Source organism: Neorhizobium sp. T25_27 (assembly GCF_002968565.1).
GTDB lineage: Bacteria > Pseudomonadota > Alphaproteobacteria > Rhizobiales > Rhizobiaceae > Neorhizobium > Neorhizobium tomejilense.
In genome coordinates this window covers 227,786-243,958 of record NZ_PVBJ01000003.1, presented here as the reverse complement: position 1 = coordinate 243,958, position 16,173 = coordinate 227,786, and the positions used below count along the sequence as shown (strand labels likewise).

At 61.5% G+C, this 16,173-nt stretch carries 17 protein-coding genes; 12 read left to right on the top strand and 5 right to left on the bottom strand.

Annotated elements, in window-relative coordinates; genetic code table 11:
* Positions 1-202: 202 nt before the first annotated feature.
* The 3 genes from C5J24_RS11300 to C5J24_RS11290 form a co-directional block, all read right to left on the bottom strand.
* Positions 203-694 carry an SRPBCC family protein gene (locus tag C5J24_RS11300; protein ID WP_105402598.1) on the bottom strand — a complete coding sequence of 164 codons (492 nt, stop codon included), beginning with the start codon at positions 692-694 and terminating at the stop codon, positions 203-205.
* Between the two features lie 83 nt (positions 695-777).
* Positions 778-1,449 (bottom strand): hypothetical protein, encoded by a 672-nt coding sequence (locus C5J24_RS11295; RefSeq protein WP_105402599.1) that lies wholly within the window; start codon positions 1,447-1,449, stop codon positions 778-780.
* Positions 1,446-1,970, bottom strand: a complete 525-nt coding sequence (locus tag C5J24_RS11290) for a TetR/AcrR family transcriptional regulator (RefSeq protein WP_245437558.1) — start codon at positions 1,968-1,970, stop codon at positions 1,446-1,448. Before C5J24_RS11290 ends, C5J24_RS11295 begins: the two co-directional genes overlap by 4 nt.
* A 123-nt stretch (positions 1,971-2,093) precedes the next feature.
* Between C5J24_RS11290 and C5J24_RS11285 the strand changes: the two genes are divergently transcribed.
* The 3 genes from C5J24_RS11285 (at position 2,094) to C5J24_RS11275 (ending at position 3,384) form a co-directional block, all read left to right on the top strand.
* Entirely contained in the window at positions 2,094-2,414 is a 321-nt protein-coding gene (locus C5J24_RS11285) for a nuclear transport factor 2 family protein (protein ID WP_105418047.1), read from the top strand.
* Between the two features lie 132 nt (positions 2,415-2,546).
* Positions 2,547-2,912 carry a nuclear transport factor 2 family protein gene (locus C5J24_RS11280; RefSeq protein ID WP_105418045.1) on the top strand — a complete coding sequence of 122 codons (366 nt, stop codon included), beginning with the start codon at positions 2,547-2,549 and terminating at the stop codon, positions 2,910-2,912.
* A gap of 103 nt (positions 2,913-3,015) precedes the next feature.
* Complete coding sequence (locus tag C5J24_RS11275; RefSeq protein WP_245437559.1) at positions 3,016-3,384, top strand: putative quinol monooxygenase; 369 nt, start codon at positions 3,016-3,018, stop codon at positions 3,382-3,384.
* Here C5J24_RS11275 and C5J24_RS11270 read toward each other — a convergent pair.
* Positions 3,331-4,095: a GntR family transcriptional regulator gene (locus C5J24_RS11270; protein WP_105402603.1), complete on the bottom strand. Its 765-nt coding sequence runs from the start codon at positions 4,093-4,095 to the stop codon at positions 3,331-3,333. The two genes, C5J24_RS11275 and C5J24_RS11270, sit on opposite strands and share 54 nt — an antisense overlap.
* A gap of 116 nt (positions 4,096-4,211) precedes the next feature.
* Between C5J24_RS11270 and C5J24_RS11265 the strand changes: the two genes are divergently transcribed.
* The 7 genes from C5J24_RS11265 to C5J24_RS11235 are packed head-to-tail and all read left to right on the top strand — an operon-like array spanning position 4,212 to position 12,927.
* A complete protein-coding gene (locus C5J24_RS11265) occupies positions 4,212-5,525 on the top strand; it encodes a M20 family metallopeptidase (protein ID WP_105418043.1) in 1,314 nt (437 codons plus the stop codon).
* 19 nt (positions 5,526-5,544) lie between these two features.
* Positions 5,545-7,095, top strand: a complete 1,551-nt coding sequence (locus C5J24_RS11260) for an ABC transporter substrate-binding protein (protein WP_105402605.1) — start codon at positions 5,545-5,547, stop codon at positions 7,093-7,095.
* Positions 7,096-7,153: 58 nt separating this feature from the next.
* Positions 7,154-8,101: an ABC transporter permease gene (locus C5J24_RS11255; protein ID WP_105402606.1), complete on the top strand. Its 948-nt coding sequence runs from the start codon at positions 7,154-7,156 to the stop codon at positions 8,099-8,101.
* A complete protein-coding gene (locus tag C5J24_RS11250) occupies positions 8,094-8,918 on the top strand; it encodes an ABC transporter permease (protein WP_105402607.1) in 825 nt (274 codons plus the stop codon). The genes C5J24_RS11255 and C5J24_RS11250 overlap by 8 nt, the downstream gene beginning before the upstream one ends.
* Before the next feature lie 10 nt (positions 8,919-8,928).
* Positions 8,929-10,560, top strand: a complete 1,632-nt coding sequence (locus C5J24_RS11245; RefSeq protein WP_105402608.1) for an ABC transporter ATP-binding protein — start codon at positions 8,929-8,931, stop codon at positions 10,558-10,560.
* 22 nt (positions 10,561-10,582) lie between these two features.
* Positions 10,583-11,803 carry a M20 family metallopeptidase gene (locus tag C5J24_RS11240; RefSeq protein WP_105402609.1) on the top strand — a complete coding sequence of 407 codons (1,221 nt, stop codon included), beginning with the start codon at positions 10,583-10,585 and terminating at the stop codon, positions 11,801-11,803.
* Positions 11,804-11,805: 2 nt separating this feature from the next.
* The gene (locus tag C5J24_RS11235; protein WP_245446616.1) at positions 11,806-12,927 is read left to right on the top strand and encodes a Xaa-Pro peptidase family protein; all 1,122 of its coding nucleotides are present in this window, start codon (positions 11,806-11,808) and stop codon (positions 12,925-12,927) included.
* Here C5J24_RS11235 and C5J24_RS11230 read toward each other — a convergent pair.
* On the bottom strand, positions 12,893-13,915 hold the full coding sequence (locus tag C5J24_RS11230; RefSeq protein ID WP_105402611.1) for a LacI family DNA-binding transcriptional regulator: 1,023 nt from the start codon (positions 13,913-13,915) through the stop codon (positions 12,893-12,895). The two genes, C5J24_RS11235 and C5J24_RS11230, sit on opposite strands and share 35 nt — an antisense overlap.
* Positions 13,916-14,081: 166 nt before the next feature.
* Here C5J24_RS11230 and iolG point away from each other — a divergent pair, with 166 nt between their 5' ends.
* A complete protein-coding gene (gene iolG / locus C5J24_RS11225) occupies positions 14,082-15,074 on the top strand; it encodes an inositol 2-dehydrogenase (protein ID WP_105418041.1) in 993 nt (330 codons plus the stop codon).
* A 147-nt stretch (positions 15,075-15,221) separates the two neighbouring features.
* On the top strand, positions 15,222-16,145 hold the full coding sequence (locus C5J24_RS11220; protein WP_105402613.1) for a sugar ABC transporter substrate-binding protein: 924 nt from the start codon (positions 15,222-15,224) through the stop codon (positions 16,143-16,145).
* Positions 16,146-16,173: the final 28 nt, after the last annotated feature.

Below are 16,173 nucleotides of genomic sequence, written 5' to 3'. Positions count from 1 at the left end.
CTTGCCGGTTTCGACGATGCGCCCGAAGTCGTTGGGGCCAACGACATTTTGGGGCGTCGCCAGCGGTGACGCGCGGGACATAGCCAAGCTATTTCTGGTTATGCATCTGCTCTTCACGTTGGCCTTCGTGATGGCGGCTGCTCGCGGAGGTAAAATTCTGAGGTTCTGTAACCGCGTCCGCCGGGACCAGTGCTGCTCGGCCTCATTCAAACTGTTGGTCTTCGATACCCTTCGGATAACGATCGAGCGTCAGGTTCAACTGGATACCGTGCTCAAGCCATGCCTTTAACCCCGCAAGCAAAAGCGTGAAGCCTTGCGTGGAATCAGCGACGTAGCGCATGAGCTTATCGGCATCTCCCGTCCATCCGGACTCCTGCACGCGTACAAAAGTCGTACCATCCGGAATGGATTGAAACGTCCATTCCACAGTTGTTGGGCCGCTATAACCAGGCCATTCTATCACGACGCACTTGTTGGGCTCTACGACCTTTGGCGTGACCTCGATGGAGACGTCATGGCTCTCCCAATCCCACTTGGCGGCCTTACCGGTCTCCAGCCTTCCGCTGCCTTTGCTGAACCAGAATTTCGTCGTGATGTCCGGGTTCACGATCGCTTCGAACACATGCTCGACCGGCTTGCGGACGAGCATTCCGGTCTTGGCGATCGGCATACGGGTGATCTGAGGATTGTTCATCACTCTCTTCCACTATCTGGCGAAAACACTATTTCATATGGCTAGCTCCTCCTCGCAGCCAAGGGTCTGTCCTGGGTGGCTATTCAGTATTGCTCATCGCTCAGCATGTGATCCGCCAGGCTGTAGCAATGGCTCGCCTGATAGGCGTTCCGGCCGCGGTTCATGTGCGTGAGGTTGAAAGCTCGGATGGCCTGCAAAGCACGGCGCGTCGTCAGGAACTTGCTGATTGAGGAGAAACCGCGGATCTTGATGCCGAACATGTCCTCGCCGCGGGGGAAAAAATAGCTGAGGTCTTCCGGCGTCACGATACTGCTCTCAAGAAAAGCTTCGTCCACCCGGCCGTGATCGAGCGAACGGTCGGTGGTGAAATCGGAAAGATGCACCACGAAAAGCGCGCGGATGTCCTCGCCGTCCGCATAGAGCGAGAACAGCTCCATCCAGCTCGCATTGATGCGAACGAGAGCCTTGCCCGCCGTCGAGGGCAGGCAGGAAACGGACCAATAGTATCGCTCGGTCCGGCGCGGGATGGGAATGCAGTCGCGGCCGTAGCGCCCGAGGATCTCCAGAACCTCCGGCGCCTGTGGGCGGCGCAGCAGCTTCTCAAATCGCGCGATATACTTGAAACGCAGCTCGAGGGATTCCGAGCGCTCGTCGGCGTCGCGCAGGATCGTCTTGCCCTCCATCCAATCGTGCTGGAGCTGGAGATCCAGGAATCGGCGCAGGCCGGTGCTGCTTGGGCTGCGAGCGGCGCTCATCGGCGGTCCAGCAGTCTCGCCACCGCCTCGCGGACAAGGGCGGGGACGCTTTCGGCATCATCCAGATAGGCACTTTCCAGCAGGCCGTCCGAAAGCGCGACGAGGAGGGAAGCGGTGACGGGAGGAGCGGGATCGCCGTCTTCCGCGAGAAGGTTTTCAAGGCTGTTGTGATACCAGACGCGGCGCGCATTGATCGCCTGCCGCACAGGGCTGGCTGGATCGGGGTATTCGGCCGCCGCGTTGAGGAACGGACACCCCCGCCAGCCTCCCGCGGTCACAGCTTCGCTGATACGCCCCATGACAGCCGAGATCATTTTCCGAGGCGATTGCTTCGGAAGCGCGGCCACTGCCGCCCGCCCGAGCCGGTCTATCTCTTCGAGATAGGCGACGACGAGGTCATCCTTGGACGGAAAGTGCTTGTAGAACGTCGCCTTGGCCACGCCGGCTTCCGCGATGATGCGGTCGATGCCGACAGCGTGAATACCTCCCTGGTAAAAGAGCCGGGTCGCAGTGTCGAGCAAACGGCGACGTGCGGAACCTGATTCGGCGGGGCTGAGAGAAGTTTTCTGATCCATCGGTTGACTATAACAGACAGGTCTGTATATTGCAATTGGCAGACAGACCGGTCTGTATAGGAAGACATTATGAAAATTGGCAAAACATCTGAAATCGTTCACCGGTTCAATCGGGCCTTTGAGGAGCACGATCCTGAACTCCTCGATGACATCATCGGCCAGAACTGCGTCATGGAGTCGATCCAGCCAGCACCGGATGGCACCCGGTACGAGGGCTACGATGTGAATCTGGCATTCTGGCGGGCCATGGCGGCCGACCGCGCCAACCGCTCCGAGTCGGAAGAGATCTTCGTGATGGGTGATCGCGCCAACATCCGCTGGCGCTTCCATTTCGGCGACGGCGGCTCGCTGCGCGGGGTCAGCCTGATCCGAGTCGGCGCCCCTGCCTGAGTAGTTTGTGGCAAGGACGACAAGACAAACGAGAGTCGCAATCATCTTCATTTTTTGTTCAACCGGAGCCTGGTTCATCATCGGCCACACGCAGGGGATCGACGGCGGCTCCATCGCTCTATGAGGTGAGAAATGACCAGTGACAGCAAAGCTACCCGCCAAATCGTGGAACGCTTCCACAACGCATTTGAGAAGCATCGCCCCGAAGACCTTGATGATCTCATCGGCGACGGCTGTGTTCTCGAAAATACGGCGCCGGCTCCGGATGGAGCGCGCTATGAAGGACGCGAGGCTTGCCTCACCTTCTGGAAGGGAGTCGCGTCGTCCGCCAACCTTGTCTTCAAAGCTGAGGAAATCTCCGTGATGGGCGATCGCGGGATCATCCGCTGGCAGCTTCGCTGGAGCGAGCGCGAAGCGGACCGGGTTCGAGGCATCAACATCATGCGCGTCCGGGACGGAAAGATCGTCGAGGGCCTGGGGTACGTGAAGGGGAGTTGACGTTTCCGATCACGAACCGGCGATCCCAGCGGGTCGCTATCCAGGACCACGCACTGCGGCGGGCTGCCCGAGCAAGGCGCCAGCCCAAAGGAGGAGTAGACCCATGATCATCATAGCCGGCTACACCCGCACCGATGCCAAGAAGCGGGACAGCACCGTGGAAGCCTTCAGCGGCATGGTCGAACGCGCGAGGGCGTATGACGGCTGTCTCGACTTCTCCATAAGCGCGGACGCGGTCGATCCGGAGCGCGTCAATCTCTTCGAATGCTGGCGCGGCCAGACCGCGCTGGACGCCTGGCGCAAGATCGCGAAGGGGCCCGCGCGGGAAACCTCGAGAGGTCGCCGTGAGCCTCCATCGCGCGGACAAGGCCGAAAAACTTTTCTGAGGACCAGCGATGTCGACTGCGAAGACACCGCCTTACTGCACCTCGTTGACATAGCGGTGGTTGGCGGTGGTTGCCCGGTGCGCTGAAATCAAAACCGGTACAGCCATCTGGTCATAGGCCACTTCGTCGATCGTTAGGACCGCTGCTGGCCGGCTCAGGTCCAGCCAATGGGCATCGCACTCGGCCGCAAGGTCGGCGCCGATCTGCTCGCGTATGGCCGAGATGCGGATCCCATAATTTTCCAGCAGATGCAGGTAGAAGAGCTGAGGGATTTCCTCCGGCCTTTCCGGGAAGTCCGGAACCCGTTCGCGGGAAAGCGTCAGCGTCTCGTGCATGATCGGGCGCTCGTCGACGTAACGCACCCGGTGGAAGGTGACGATCGGCGATCCTTCGTCGATCTGAAGTTTTCGTGCATCGGCCGCGGAAGCCGAACTCCTGTCGAGCGAAGTCACCTTCGTGACCGACTTGCTGAGCGAACCATCCAGCCCGTGCAATCGAAAATACTGAAAAAACAGGCGCAGGCTGTGCTGCGGCTTGCGGCCGGTCACGACTGTGCCGGTCTTGCGACGGCGGCTGAGAAGGCCGTCATTGGTGAGATCCATCAGCGCCCGCCGGATCGTGCCCACGGCCACGCCGTAGGTTTGCGACAGCGCCACTTCGCTCGGCAGAACCGCACCCGGTTCCAGTTTGCCGAGCATGATCGCTTCGGTGATCTGTCGTTTGACCACTTCATAGAGCGGCAACGACAATTCCGTCAGCTTGATCACTCCTGATGAATTATTGGGCAGTTCCGGCAATGATTTGCCTCTTCTTTGGAGTTGACTCGGGGTCTCGATCTACGCAGTATTACTATATAGTTTATATTAAAGCGCAAGCTGGGGAGGCCGGCGCGACGGGTACCGAGGACACTGCCATGAACGCGCCGCAGCCACCTTCTTCGCAACAGATCCTTGGACCTGCCATGGCAGCGATTGAGCGGGATGTCGAGGTTGCTGTCGATGATCTGGCCCGGATGATCGAAGTTGACACCTCATTCCCGCCGGGCCGGGGCTATGACGCTTTTGCCGATCTGATGGCAGAACTGCTTTCGCCCTTTGGGTTTGCGTTTGAGCGGGTCGTCGTGCCGCGTGATCTTTGGTACGTGGCCGGTGGGCCGGCATCCGGCGAGCGGACCAACCTCATTGCCACCCGCGGAACGGGAAAGCCCGTCTGCGGTCTTTATTATCATGTCGACACGGTCCCGGCCGCGCCTGGCTGGGTACGCGATCCGCTGAAGCTGACGGTCGAAGGTGACGATCTGTTCGGGCTCGGCGCAGCCGACATGAAGGGCACGATCGCAGCAACGCTGCTGGCGTTGCGGGCTGCCAAAAAATGCGGGCTGCCTCTCTATTACGATCCGATGCTGCTGCTGTGCACCGATGAGGAAGGGGGCCTCTATCCCGGCATTCGCTATCTGGCGGAGCAGGGCATGTTGAAAGGTCATATCCTCAATTTCAACGGGTCCGCGGCGCCGCGCATCTGGGCTGGCTGCTTCGGTGTCTTCCATCTGCAGGTGACGATCAGGGGGCACGCTGTTCATGCGGGCGAAGGCAATCGCACCGGCATCGGCATCAATGCTATCGAAGGCGCCTTGCCCATGCTCAATGCCTTGATGGCATTGAAGCCGGACGTGGCCAGGCGGGCATCCGCGCTGACTCCGCCGCCGCACGCATCAGGTCCGCTGCGACCGCAGCTTTCGATTTCCGCCGTCAACGGCGGAACCGCCGGCGGACAGGTGCCGGCGGAGATCAAGATTCTCGTGAGCCGGCGTTACGCTCCGGAAGAAAACTATGAGGTCGCGCGCGACGAGATCGAAAGCCTGATCCGCGACAGCATTGCCGGCACGGGGCTGGGGCTCGAAACGGACCTTGTCGGCCACCTCATCCCGACGGACGATCCGGAAGGTCCGCATTGGCCACGCTGGCAGAAGGCGCTGTCGCTGGGCTTCGGCTACAAGCCGGAAGACTTTCAAAAATGGGGCGCCGTAAGCTGCTCCGATTTCGGCTACGTGCAGAAGTCCGGCTTTGCACAGGAGGTGCTGCTGGGCGGGCTCGGCCGCCCGGAAAGCTGCATCCACAGTCCTGAAGAGCATACCACCCGCCAGGACATCATCGCCCTGGCGAAAAGCATACTGGCCTATCTCGCGGCGGACTTTGCCGCCGACGCCATTCCTGAAAACCGCGCCTGAACCATAAGGGAACTGAAAAATGCTGGAAATGAAACGTCGCTTCTTCCTCGCCGGCACCGCCGCCGTCTTTGCTGCACCGGCGCTTGGCCTGGCGCAGACCGCAAAGCCGGCCAAGGGCGGCACGCTGCGCATCTCCGTTGACCAGGCTGCAAGCGTCATCCATCCGCTTTTGACCCGCGTCAATCCGGAATACCTGGTGACCGAACTGCTCTACAGCAACCTGACGCGCCTGAAGGTCGACATGTCGGTCGAGCCGGATCTGGCCGAAAGCTGGACGCCCAATGACGGCCTGACGGAATGGACGTTCAAGCTGCGCAAGGGCGTCACCTTCCATGACGGCTCGCCGTTCACGGCAAAGGACGTCGTCGCCACCTTCAAGGCAATCCTCAATCCGGCAACCGCGTCGCCCGGCCGCAACAATGTCGGCCCGATCTCCGACATCGTCGCCGTCGACGATACGACGGTGCTGTTCAAGCTGTCCGGCGCCTATGCCGACTTGCCGGTCGCCATGGCCTACACCAACGCTCGCATCATTCCGGCCTCGATCGCCACCGGTGACCTCAAGAGCCTTTCCACCAAGGCTGTGGGCACCGGCCCGTTCAAGCTGGTATCCTACGAGCCGGACCGCCTGATCGTCGTCGAACGCAACCCGAACTATTACGACCCGGCACGCCCCTATCTCGATCGTATCGAGGTCCAGGTATTCCCGGATATCTCCGCCGAAGGCTCGGCGATGATCGCCGGCAATGTCGACATCATCTCGACGCTGCAGCCGACCGAATACCTGCGGCTTGACGGCAATGACGGCGTCGAGGTCCTGCGCACGCCGTCCGGCCAGTTCTGCAACATCAACTTCGGTTGCGACACCGCACCGTTCAACGACGCGCGCGTCCGCCGTGCGATCGCGCTCACGGTCGATCGCGAGGCGATGGTCAACTTCGTGACCGAAGGATTTGGCACGCCGGGCAACGACACGCCGCTGAACCCGTCCTACCAGTTCTTCAAGGCTGCCAAACAGCGCCAGAAGAATATCCAAGAAGCCAAGAAGCTGCTTGCGGAAGCCGGTTTCCCGAATGGCCTGCAAGCGACGCTCATCGCCTCCGACCGCCCGGCGGTGCGCACCCAGCTTGCGGTCGCCCTCAAGGAAATGGCCAAGGAAGCCGGCATTACCATCAACGTCCAGACGATGCCGCATGCCACCTATCTGGAGCAGGTGTGGAAGAAGGGCAGCTTCTATGTCGGCTTCTACAACATGCAGCCGACCCCGGACGGAATCTTCAAGCTTCTCTATACCTCGGATGCCTCCTGGAACGAGACGCGCTGGAACAACAAGGCCTTCGACGCCCTGGTCGCCGAAGCCCGCGGCACGATCGACGCGGCCAAGCGCACCGAGCTTTACACCAAGGCCCAGGAGCTGATGAACGAGGAAGTACCCTCGATCATCCCGTCCTTCTTCGATGTGCTGTCGGCCAAGCGTAGCTGGGTCAGCGGTTACCAGGCGCATCCGCGCGCCTCGGTCTTCCGCCTCGACTACGCCTCCCTGACCGACAAGGCGCCCAAGCGCGGCTGACCCCGAACAATGCCGGGCGCTCTTTGGGCGTCCGGCCAGTCGAACAAGGAACACGACCGTGTCGCCGAACTATATAGCCAAGCGGCTGGTGATGATCGTCTATACGCTCTTCATCGTATCGCTCATCGTCTTCGCCATCACCCAGATCCTGCCGGCCGATGCGGCCGTCATGATGCTGGGCGAGAATGCGACACAGGACGCCCTCGCGGCGTTGCGCGAAAACATGGGGCTCAACGCTCCGGTGTGGCAGCAATATGCAATTTGGCTCGGCCACGTGCTGCAGGGCGATCTCGGCACCTCGCTTCGCACCGGCCAGCCCGTCGGCCCGGTCATGTTCGAGGCCCTCGGACGCTCGCTGCTTTTGGCCTTCCTGTCGATCGGCCTGATGCTGGTTCTTGCCATTCCGCTCGGCATCATCGCCGCCGTCCGTCGCGGCAAGATCGCCGACATGGTCGTCAGCCTGATCTCCTATGCCGGCGTGGCGCTACCCGAATTCGTCACCGCAACGGTCGCCGTCCTCGTCTTCGCCGACCTGATGAAATGGTTGCCGCCGACCGGCTATGTGCCGCTTACCGAAAATTTTGCGGGCGGCATCGCCCATCTGGTCCTGCCGGTCTGCGTCATTTCGGTGATCCTGATTGCTCACGTCTCGCGGATGGTTCGCTCGGAACTCGTCGATGTGCTGCACACCGATTATATCCGCGCCGCCCGGCTGAAGGGGATTTCACGCGGACAAGTCCTGCGTCGCCACGCGCTGCGCAATGCGCTGTTGCCGACCATCACCATCGTTGCGCTCGATGTGGGTTACCTGCTCGGTGGCGTCATCGTCGTCGAAGAGATCTTTGCCATTCCCGGCATCGGCCGCCAGTTGATCGTGGCGATCCAGGCGCGTGACCTGCCGGCCATCCAGGCCGGCGTGCTGATCATGGCTGCCACCTATTCGATCGTCAATTTCATCGCCGACATCCTCTATGCCTGGCTCGACAAGAGGATCCAGTATGACTGATTTCATCAAACGCCTCCTGCGCACGCCGCAGGGCGCGATCGGCGTGTTGCTTGTCCTGCTGGTGCTGGTGATCGTGCTGTTCGGACCAATGCTCGCGCCGCACGACCCGGAAACTCTTGCACCGCTTACGCGATACAAGGGCCCGAGCGCTGCCTATTGGCTGGGAACTGATCAATACGGCCGCGACATCTTCAGCCGCCTGCTGATCGGCGCCCGCGCCACCGTCGTCATGGCCGTGCTCGCAACCATCGCCGGCACGCTGCTCGGCGCCTTCGTCGGCACCACCTCCGCCTTCCTCGGCGGCCGGGCGGACGAACTGATCATGCGCACCATCGACGCCGTCATGTCGATCCCGAGCCTGCTGTTTGCGCTTCTGGTGGTCAACCTCCTGGGGTCCAGCACGGTCAACGCACTGATCGCCGTTGCCATCGCGTTCGCGCCGGGCATGGCCCGTATCACCCGCAGCGTCGCGCTGTCGGTGCGCAAGCAGGATTATGTCAATGCGGCGGTCGCTCGTGGCGAAAGCTCTGCCTACATCATCCTGCGGGAAATGCTGCCGAACGTCATTGCGCCGATCATCGTCGAGATGACAATCCGCATTTCCTTTGCGGTCATGCTGTTTGCGACGCTCAGTTTTCTCGGTCTCGGCGCACAGCCGCCGGCGGCCGAATGGGGCCTGATGGTCTCGGAGGCGCGCCGCTACATGCACCTGAGTGCCGGCATCCTGATCTGGCCGAGCGTGGCGATCGCCGTCGTCGCCGTCGGCTTCAACCTTCTGGGCGACGGTCTTCGCGATGCCCTCAATCCGCGAACCTGAGGCCACCACCATGACGACAAAACCAGAAACTCCGGTTCTCGCGATCGAGAATTACTCGTTGGATTACGACACGGCCTCCGGCGTCTTCCATGCGCTCAAGAACATCGACCTTTCCGTCCACCGCGGCGAAATCCTCGGCCTGGTCGGTGAATCCGGTTCCGGCAAGACCTCGCTTGCCTGGTCGATCATGCGCTATCTGCCCAAGAACGCGCGCGAACCAGGTGGCCGTATCCTGCTGAGCGGCGAGAACCTGCTCGAAAAGACCGATGCCCAGATCGAGGCCTTTCGCGGCCGGCGCATCAGCATGGTGTTCCAGGATCCGAGCACGTCGCTCAACCCGACTCTGTCGCTCGGCACCCAGCTCGCCGAAGTGCTGGTCCGTCACCGCGGGCTGACACGGAAGCAGGCCTGGAAAGAAGGCGAGGCGATGCTTGATCGCGTTGGCCTGAAGACGCCGGCAGCGATGATGAACCGCATGCCGCACGAGGCATCGGGCGGCGAGAAGCAGCGCGTCGTCATCGCATCCGCGTTTGCGTGCAATCCCGAATGCATCATCTTCGATGAACCGACGACGGCGCTCGACGTCATCACCTCATGCCAGATCCTCGACCTGTTCGTGGAATTGCAGGCCGAGACCGGCGTCGCCTCGCTCTACATTTCCCACGATCTGGCGCTGGTGTCGCGCACGGCCAGCCGCGTCGCCGTCATCCGTCGCGGCGACATCGTCGAGCAGGGCGCGGTGCGCGATATCTTTGCCAATCCGCAGCAGGATTATACCCGCGAGCTGATCGCGGCGGTTCCCGATCCGGCCCGCAGGCTGGTCGGTGACATTGTCGTTGACACGGACAAGCCGCTGGTGCGGGTCGAAAACGTCAGCGTCCATTATGGCCGCAAGCCGTTTCTGGCAGCACTCACCGGCCGCGCCACCGAACGCGTTGCCGGCAACAATGCCATCAGCCTCAGCATCAATCCGGGGGAGGTTCTCGGCATCGTCGGTGAATCCGGCTCCGGTAAATCGACCCTGGCGAAGGCGATGACCGGTCTCAACCGCTTCGAGGGCAAGATCTGGTTCGACGGTCGCGAGATCAGGAACCTTGGCGACATGGACAATGCCTATCGCAAGGATGTGCAGATCATCTTCCAGCACCCCGACGCCTCGCTCAATCCCCGCCAGAAGATCAGCGAGATCCTGTCGCGGCCGCTGAAGCTGTTCGGGGACGCGTCTCATCTCGACCAGAAGGTGGGCGACATGCTGGAGCAGGTGCGCCTGCCGCGCACCCATGCCCAGCGGTATCCGCATCAGCTGTCGGGCGGCGAGAAACAGCGCGTGGCGATCGCCCGTGCGTTTGCCTCCAAGCCGAAATTGGTGATCTGCGACGAGATCACTTCCGCACTCGACGTGTCGGTGCAGGCGTCCATCGTCCAGCTGCTGCTGGAGCTGCAGAAGGCCAGCGGCACCGCCTATCTGTTCATTACCCACGACCTCAACCTTATCCGCCAGATCGCCCACCGGATCGCCGTGATGTATCGCGGCAATCTCGTCGAGATCGCACCGGCAGCAGACATCGATAGCCAGGATCGCGCCGAATATACCCGCCGCCTGATCGAGGCGGTGCCGCGCGCGGCGGGCCAATACCTATGACAATGCATCAAGGAGCATGACAATGGACCCGAAATCCCTGGTGGATCGGATCAACGAAAAGGCCTGCCTCGATTTCCTATCGAAGATGGTCCAGCACAAGAGCCATTCGGAAACCGATGGCGAGCGTGATCTTGCGCGCTACATGGCCGGCGAACTGGAAAAGATCGGGGTCGAAGCCGAATTGCAGCCATTCGACGAAGGCCGCCGCTTCAACACGATCGGACGCCTCAGGGGTACCGGCGGCGGCAAGAGCCTGCTGTTCAACGGCCATCTCGACACCAATCCGGTCACCGAAGGCTGGACGGTCGATCCCTATGCCGGCCTCGTCGATGACAAGTTCATCTACGGTATCGGTGTGTCGAACATGAAGGCCGGTGATGCCGCCTATTTCTGCGCGGTCAAGACGCTGCTCGATGCCGGCGTCAAGCTCAAGGGCGACGTTATCCTGACCTTCGTGGTCGGCGAGTTGCAGGGCGGCGTCGGCACGCTTGCGGCGATCAGACACGGTGTCAAGGCGGATTATTTCATCAACAGCGAACCGAGCGATCTCGTCGCCGTCACCATGCACGCGGCAGCTCTCAGCTATGTCATCGAATTGACCGGCGACACGCGCCATCTCTCCAAGCGCGAGGAATCCGTCGATGCGATCGCCGCGGCTTGCGACATCATCCCGCGCATCAACGCCATGACCTTCAGCGGCGCCAGGAGCGACGTGCACCGGTCGATCAACCGCGGCCATGTCGGCGTCGTCCATGGCGCCCTCGGGCGCAGTCTCGAAGAATGGCGTCCGCCGCAGGTGGCGGATTTCGTCCGCCTCAAGGGCTCGTGCCGTTATGCGCCGGGGCAGACGCAGGAGGGCGTGCTGGCCGATCTCGAAAAGGAGCTGGTGGCCCTCGAAGGCCGCTTCCCCGGCCTCAAGGCAAAGCTGGTTCCGGAATTGATCGAGGGTCGCCCGCTGATGCCGCCCTTCGAGGTCTCGCCGACATCGCGCATCGTCAAATCGATCAACGCGGCCTATGAAGCCGTGCGCGGCGAAAAACAACCGACCGGCGCGATCACACCGACGCGCTTCTACGGTACCGATGCCGGCCATCTCTACAAGGAACTCGGCATGGAAGGTATCGTGTGCGGCCCCGGCGGCCGTTACAACACCATGCCCGACGAGCGTGTCGACATCGTCGACTATCTCGACATGATCCGCGTCTACATGCTGACCATCCTCGATATCTGCGAGGTTGCCTGATCATGTTCTCCCGGGCGGAATTCGATCGCCGTATTGCACGCGCCCGGGACGCCATGGCATCCGCCGGCGTCGATCTGCTGCTCGTCGATAGCGGCGAACTGCTAGCCTGGCTGACCGGCTACACCGTCTCCGAAACCATGTACCGCGCCGCCTTTTTGCCGCGCGAGGGCGATGCCTGGTTTACGCTGCGGGCGCTGGACCAGGCGCCCTGCCGGGAAAAGAGCTGGATTTCCGACGTGGTCGGTTTCGTCGATACCGACGAAGCGCAAGCGGCCGTCGCGGCAAGCATCCGCGAGCGCCGGTTTGCCGGTGCGCGCATCGGCCTCGATACCAATTCCTACAGCATGAGTGCTGCGACCTTCATGCGGCTTTCGGCGCTGCTGCCGGAGGCGCGCTTCATTCCCATGCCGGGGCTCAGCGACAGCCTGCGCTGGGTCAAGTCGGAGGAGGAGATTGCCATCCTCCGCCAGGCATGTGCAATCGCCGACAAGACGATGCTGGAGATCGCAAGGCAGGCTCGTCCGGGAATGACCACCCGCGATGCGGCGGCAATCGCCTCGCAGGTCTTCCTGCGTGAAGGTGCCGATACCGGGGAAGTGGGCCCGGTCGTCAAGGCCTCCGGCAGCCACGAGTTTCTGCACGGCGCGTTCAAGACCGAAACGATCGCGGAGGGCGACGTCCTGCATGTCGAACTCATTCCGCGCGTCGGGAACTATGGCGCGCGGATGATGCGGCCGATCGTCGTGGGTGCTCCCTCCGCGGTACTTACCGCTACGGCGGGAAAGCTGATTGAGCTGCAGGATCGGCAGATCTTGGCGATGAAGCCGGGTGCCATAGCGCGGGACGTTGACGCGATCATGCGCCGAGGTGCCCTCGACACGGGCCTGCGACCGACCTACGAAAACGTCACCGCCTATACGCTGGGCCTCTATACCCGCACGCCCCGCACCAGCGACTTTTCGCGGGTTCTACTGCCCACATCCGACTGGGCGCTGGAGGAGGGGATGGTGTTTCACCTTTATGCGACGGCTCAAGGCCTGGGTTTCATCGCGGGGGCACCTTCGCGGCCTCTTATTGTCAAGTTAGTCCCTAAGCGCTGTGTCGCGGTATCAATCTTCCCGTGAAAAGACGATTGAGATCCCGCTCTTCCGGATCCGCCAAAACCTTGACGAGGTATTCAACCATTTCCGTAAGGGGCTGCCGATAGGTGGTGAGGCGGTAGTTTGGATTGTCCGCCTGGGGCACGTCGTCAAAGCCTGTGATGGCAATATCCTTGGGAATTTCCAGTCCCAGCTTGTGCCGAATAACGTCACTTGCCCCCATGGCGAGGGCGTCATTCTCGCAAACGATCACATCCGGCAAGTCTGATGGCCCTCGATGGCTTAACGTTTCCATCACGATAGTTCCGGCCAGCGCGGGATCGTAGGCAGGAACCGTCACCGACTCGGGTCGGAACGAGAAATGTTTCCCCCAGTATTCGAGAAATGTTTCTTTCCGGAGCAGATGTGCCGAATAGCTTTGCGGCCCTGCAAGGAATAGAGGACGTCGATATCCGCGTCGATGCACGTAACGCGCCAGTTCGGTCATTGCTCCGACATCATCGACCGCGATCGAGATAGTGTTCGGATTCTCCGAACTGCGGGCGAAGACGATCAGCTTGCGGAAGCGGCGAGCCTGGAGCGCGGTTTCCAGTACGTCGTCGTCAAACTGGATGCCGATCAGGATTACCGCGTCGACGCGCCGCTGGCTTGCATTCAAGAGCGCATGGCCTGCATCGTCTCTGTTCAGCGTATTTACCAGCAGGATATCCCAGCCCTCGCGCCGCAGGATACGGGTGAGGCGCTCCATCATGACCAGTTTGTGCGGATTGGCGAAGTCGTCGATCAGCAGCGCTACCAGGTTGGATCGGTCCGAGGCAAGGCTTGCGGCACGCAGATCAGGCAGATAGCCGAGGCGTTCTGCCGCAACCATCACTTTCTGGAGGCTTTTCGGCGAGATGGATGCATCCTTGCGGAAGGCGCGATTGACCGTCCAGCGCGACACGCCTGCGGCGATTGCGACATCGTCCGCCGTGACGTTTTCGGCAAAAGGGGGTCTCTTTTCGTTTGGCATTCCGATCTCCCGTCTCTGTTTTGTATTGGTTTAGCCTCCATTGATAGCGCCTTTTTCGTTTATCCCATCTTTTTTGCTCGCGGGAGCAGATTTTTCTTGCTCGCGCGAGCAAATGTAGAGATAGTCCATTCCAAGGCGGCGGGAGGCCGCTTTCAGGAGGATATCAGTGCTGAGAATTGGACTGCTCGGTGCCGGCCGCATTGGCCGTGTGCACGCCATTAATATTGCCGGTCATGGCAGGAGCAAACTGGTCGCCGTGTCGGACGTCAACCAAGAGGCTGCGCAGTCTCTAGCCAGCTCCTACGGTGCGAAGGCACTGAGTTCCGAGGCGATCCTCAAGGACGCTTCGATCGACGCCGTGCTGATCGCGACCTCGACCGATACCCATTCCGACTTGATCGAGGAGGCTGCGAAGGCCGGCAAAGCCGTGCTTTGCGAAAAGCCGGTGGATCTTTCGCTGCAGCGGGCCAAGGCATGCTTGGCGGTGGCTTCGGCCACCGGCGTTCCGGTCATGATCGGCTTCAATCGTCGCTTCGATCCGAATTTCGCAAGGATCAAGGCGGCATTGGACGCCGGCGAAATCGGCAAGCCGGAATTGCTTTCGATTACCTCGTTCGACCCGGCTCCGCCGCCGGTCAGCTATATCAAGGTGTCGGGCGGACTATTTCGCGACATGATGATCCACGACTTCGACATGGCGAATTTCCTGATGGGAGATGCGCCGAAGACCCTTCACGCGACTGGCACGTCGATTGTCGATGCCGAAATCGGCGCGGCCGGCGACGTCGATACCGCCGTCGTGACGCTGACTTATGCCGACGGGCGCATCGCGGTCATCAAGAACAGCCGCCGCGCCGTCTACGGTTATGACCAGCGTGTCGAGTTGCTGGGCGCTGAGGGCCTGCTGTCGGCGGCAAACGTGCTCGAAAACACGGTGTCCAAGGCGACGAAGGCCGGCGTGACAAGCGCCAAGCCGGAGTTCTTTTTCCTTGAGCGCTACATGCGCGCCTATGCTGCGGAATGGGATGCCTTCCTGCACGCCATTCTCGACGGTGCCTCCATCCCGGTCACGCTGGCGGACGGCGTTGCGGCGCTGGCGATGGCCGAGGCTGCGACCGAATCGGCACGGTCGGGCCAATCGGTCGATCTGGCGCCTTAAAACATCAGTGCGGTGGCCGCGGCCATCGTGCACGCATTGCCACGGCGCACGGGAGGTGTCGCCGCCGGCTTTCGGTTCCGGCCTGCCTGGCCGGAGGAATGGACGTACGGGAGTGACGTCCAAGGGGAACTTAAACGGGAGGTTAGCATGAAGAAATTATTAGCATCCGTCGCCATCGCCGCGGTAGTCGCGATGGCCGGTCCGGCCCTTGCGACCGACATCATCGTCGTGGCTCACGGCCAGGCGAACGATCCGTTCTGGTCGGTGGTAAAAAACGGCGTTGAAAAGGCGGCTAAGGACACAGGCGTTAAAGTCCAGTTCCGCTCGCCGGAAACCTTCGACATGGTCCAGATGGGCCAGATGATCGACGCCGCCGTCAACCAGGACCCCGACGGTCTCGTCGTCTCGATCCCTGACGGCGACGCGCTGGGTCCGGCGATCAAGCGCGCAGTTGCCGCCGGCATTCCGGTCATTTCCATGAATTCCGGTTCGGACGTCGCGCATAAGCTCGGTGCGTTGCTGCATGTCGGTCAATCGGAATTCGACGCTGGGAAGGTCGCCGGTCAGAAGCTTGCGGAGTTGGGCGGCAAAAAGGCCATTTGCGTCAACCAGGAAGTCGGTAACGTTTCGCTCGACCTGCGTTGCGCCGGCTTCAAGGAGGGTTTTGGCAAGGCGGTCAAAGTGCTCCCGACCACCAACGATCCGGCGGAAGTCGAAGCCAAGGTGCGCGCGGCGCTGGAATCCGATCCGGACTTGAATGTAATCCTGGCACTCAACGCCTCGCTCGTTGGCGAGCCCAGCGTCAAGGCGGCGCAGGCGGTCGGACGCAACGGCGTGTTGATCTCCACCTTCGACCTTTCGGCCGGCTTTCTCAAGTTCATCGCGGACGGCAAGGCGGCATTCGCGATCGACCAGCAGCAGTTCCTGCAGGGTTATCTGCCAGTCGCCTTCCTCGCGCTCAATGCGCAGTATGGCCTTGTTCCAGGTGGCGACGTTCCGTCCGGACCGAACCTCGTGACCAAGGAGGCTGCCGCCAAGGTCATCGATCTTTCGGCCAAAGGCATCCGTTAACCGCAGTTGATTGCCGGGCCGCAGCGTT

What these genes read in the sequence shown, in the direction of transcription:
- C5J24_RS11250 (WP_105402607.1), top strand. Translation starts at nt 8,094, where the DNA reads ATGACTGATTTCATCAAACGCCTCCTGCGCACGCCGCAGGGCGCGATC.
- C5J24_RS11300 (WP_105402598.1), bottom strand. Translation starts at nt 694, where the DNA reads ATGAACAATCCTCAGATCACCCGTATGCCGATCGCCAAGACCGGAATG.
- C5J24_RS11265 (WP_105418043.1), top strand. Translation starts at nt 4,212, where the DNA reads ATGAACGCGCCGCAGCCACCTTCTTCGCAACAGATCCTTGGACCTGCC.
- C5J24_RS11245 (WP_105402608.1), top strand. Translation starts at nt 8,929, where the DNA reads ATGACGACAAAACCAGAAACTCCGGTTCTCGCGATCGAGAATTACTCG.
- C5J24_RS11275 (WP_245437559.1), top strand. Translation starts at nt 3,016, where the DNA reads ATGATCATCATAGCCGGCTACACCCGCACCGATGCCAAGAAGCGGGAC.
- C5J24_RS11295 (WP_105402599.1), bottom strand. Translation starts at nt 1,449, where the DNA reads ATGAGCGCCGCTCGCAGCCCAAGCAGCACCGGCCTGCGCCGATTCCTG.
- C5J24_RS11280 (WP_105418045.1), top strand. Translation starts at nt 2,547, where the DNA reads ATGACCAGTGACAGCAAAGCTACCCGCCAAATCGTGGAACGCTTCCAC.
- C5J24_RS11235 (WP_245446616.1), top strand. Translation starts at nt 11,806, where the DNA reads ATGTTCTCCCGGGCGGAATTCGATCGCCGTATTGCACGCGCCCGGGAC.
- C5J24_RS11230 (WP_105402611.1), bottom strand. Translation starts at nt 13,915, where the DNA reads ATGCCAAACGAAAAGAGACCCCCTTTTGCCGAAAACGTCACGGCGGAC.
- C5J24_RS11240 (WP_105402609.1), top strand. Translation starts at nt 10,583, where the DNA reads ATGGACCCGAAATCCCTGGTGGATCGGATCAACGAAAAGGCCTGCCTC.
- C5J24_RS11220 (WP_105402613.1), top strand. Translation starts at nt 15,222, where the DNA reads ATGAAGAAATTATTAGCATCCGTCGCCATCGCCGCGGTAGTCGCGATG.
- C5J24_RS11260 (WP_105402605.1), top strand. Translation starts at nt 5,545, where the DNA reads ATGCTGGAAATGAAACGTCGCTTCTTCCTCGCCGGCACCGCCGCCGTC.
- C5J24_RS11285 (WP_105418047.1), top strand. Translation starts at nt 2,094, where the DNA reads ATGAAAATTGGCAAAACATCTGAAATCGTTCACCGGTTCAATCGGGCC.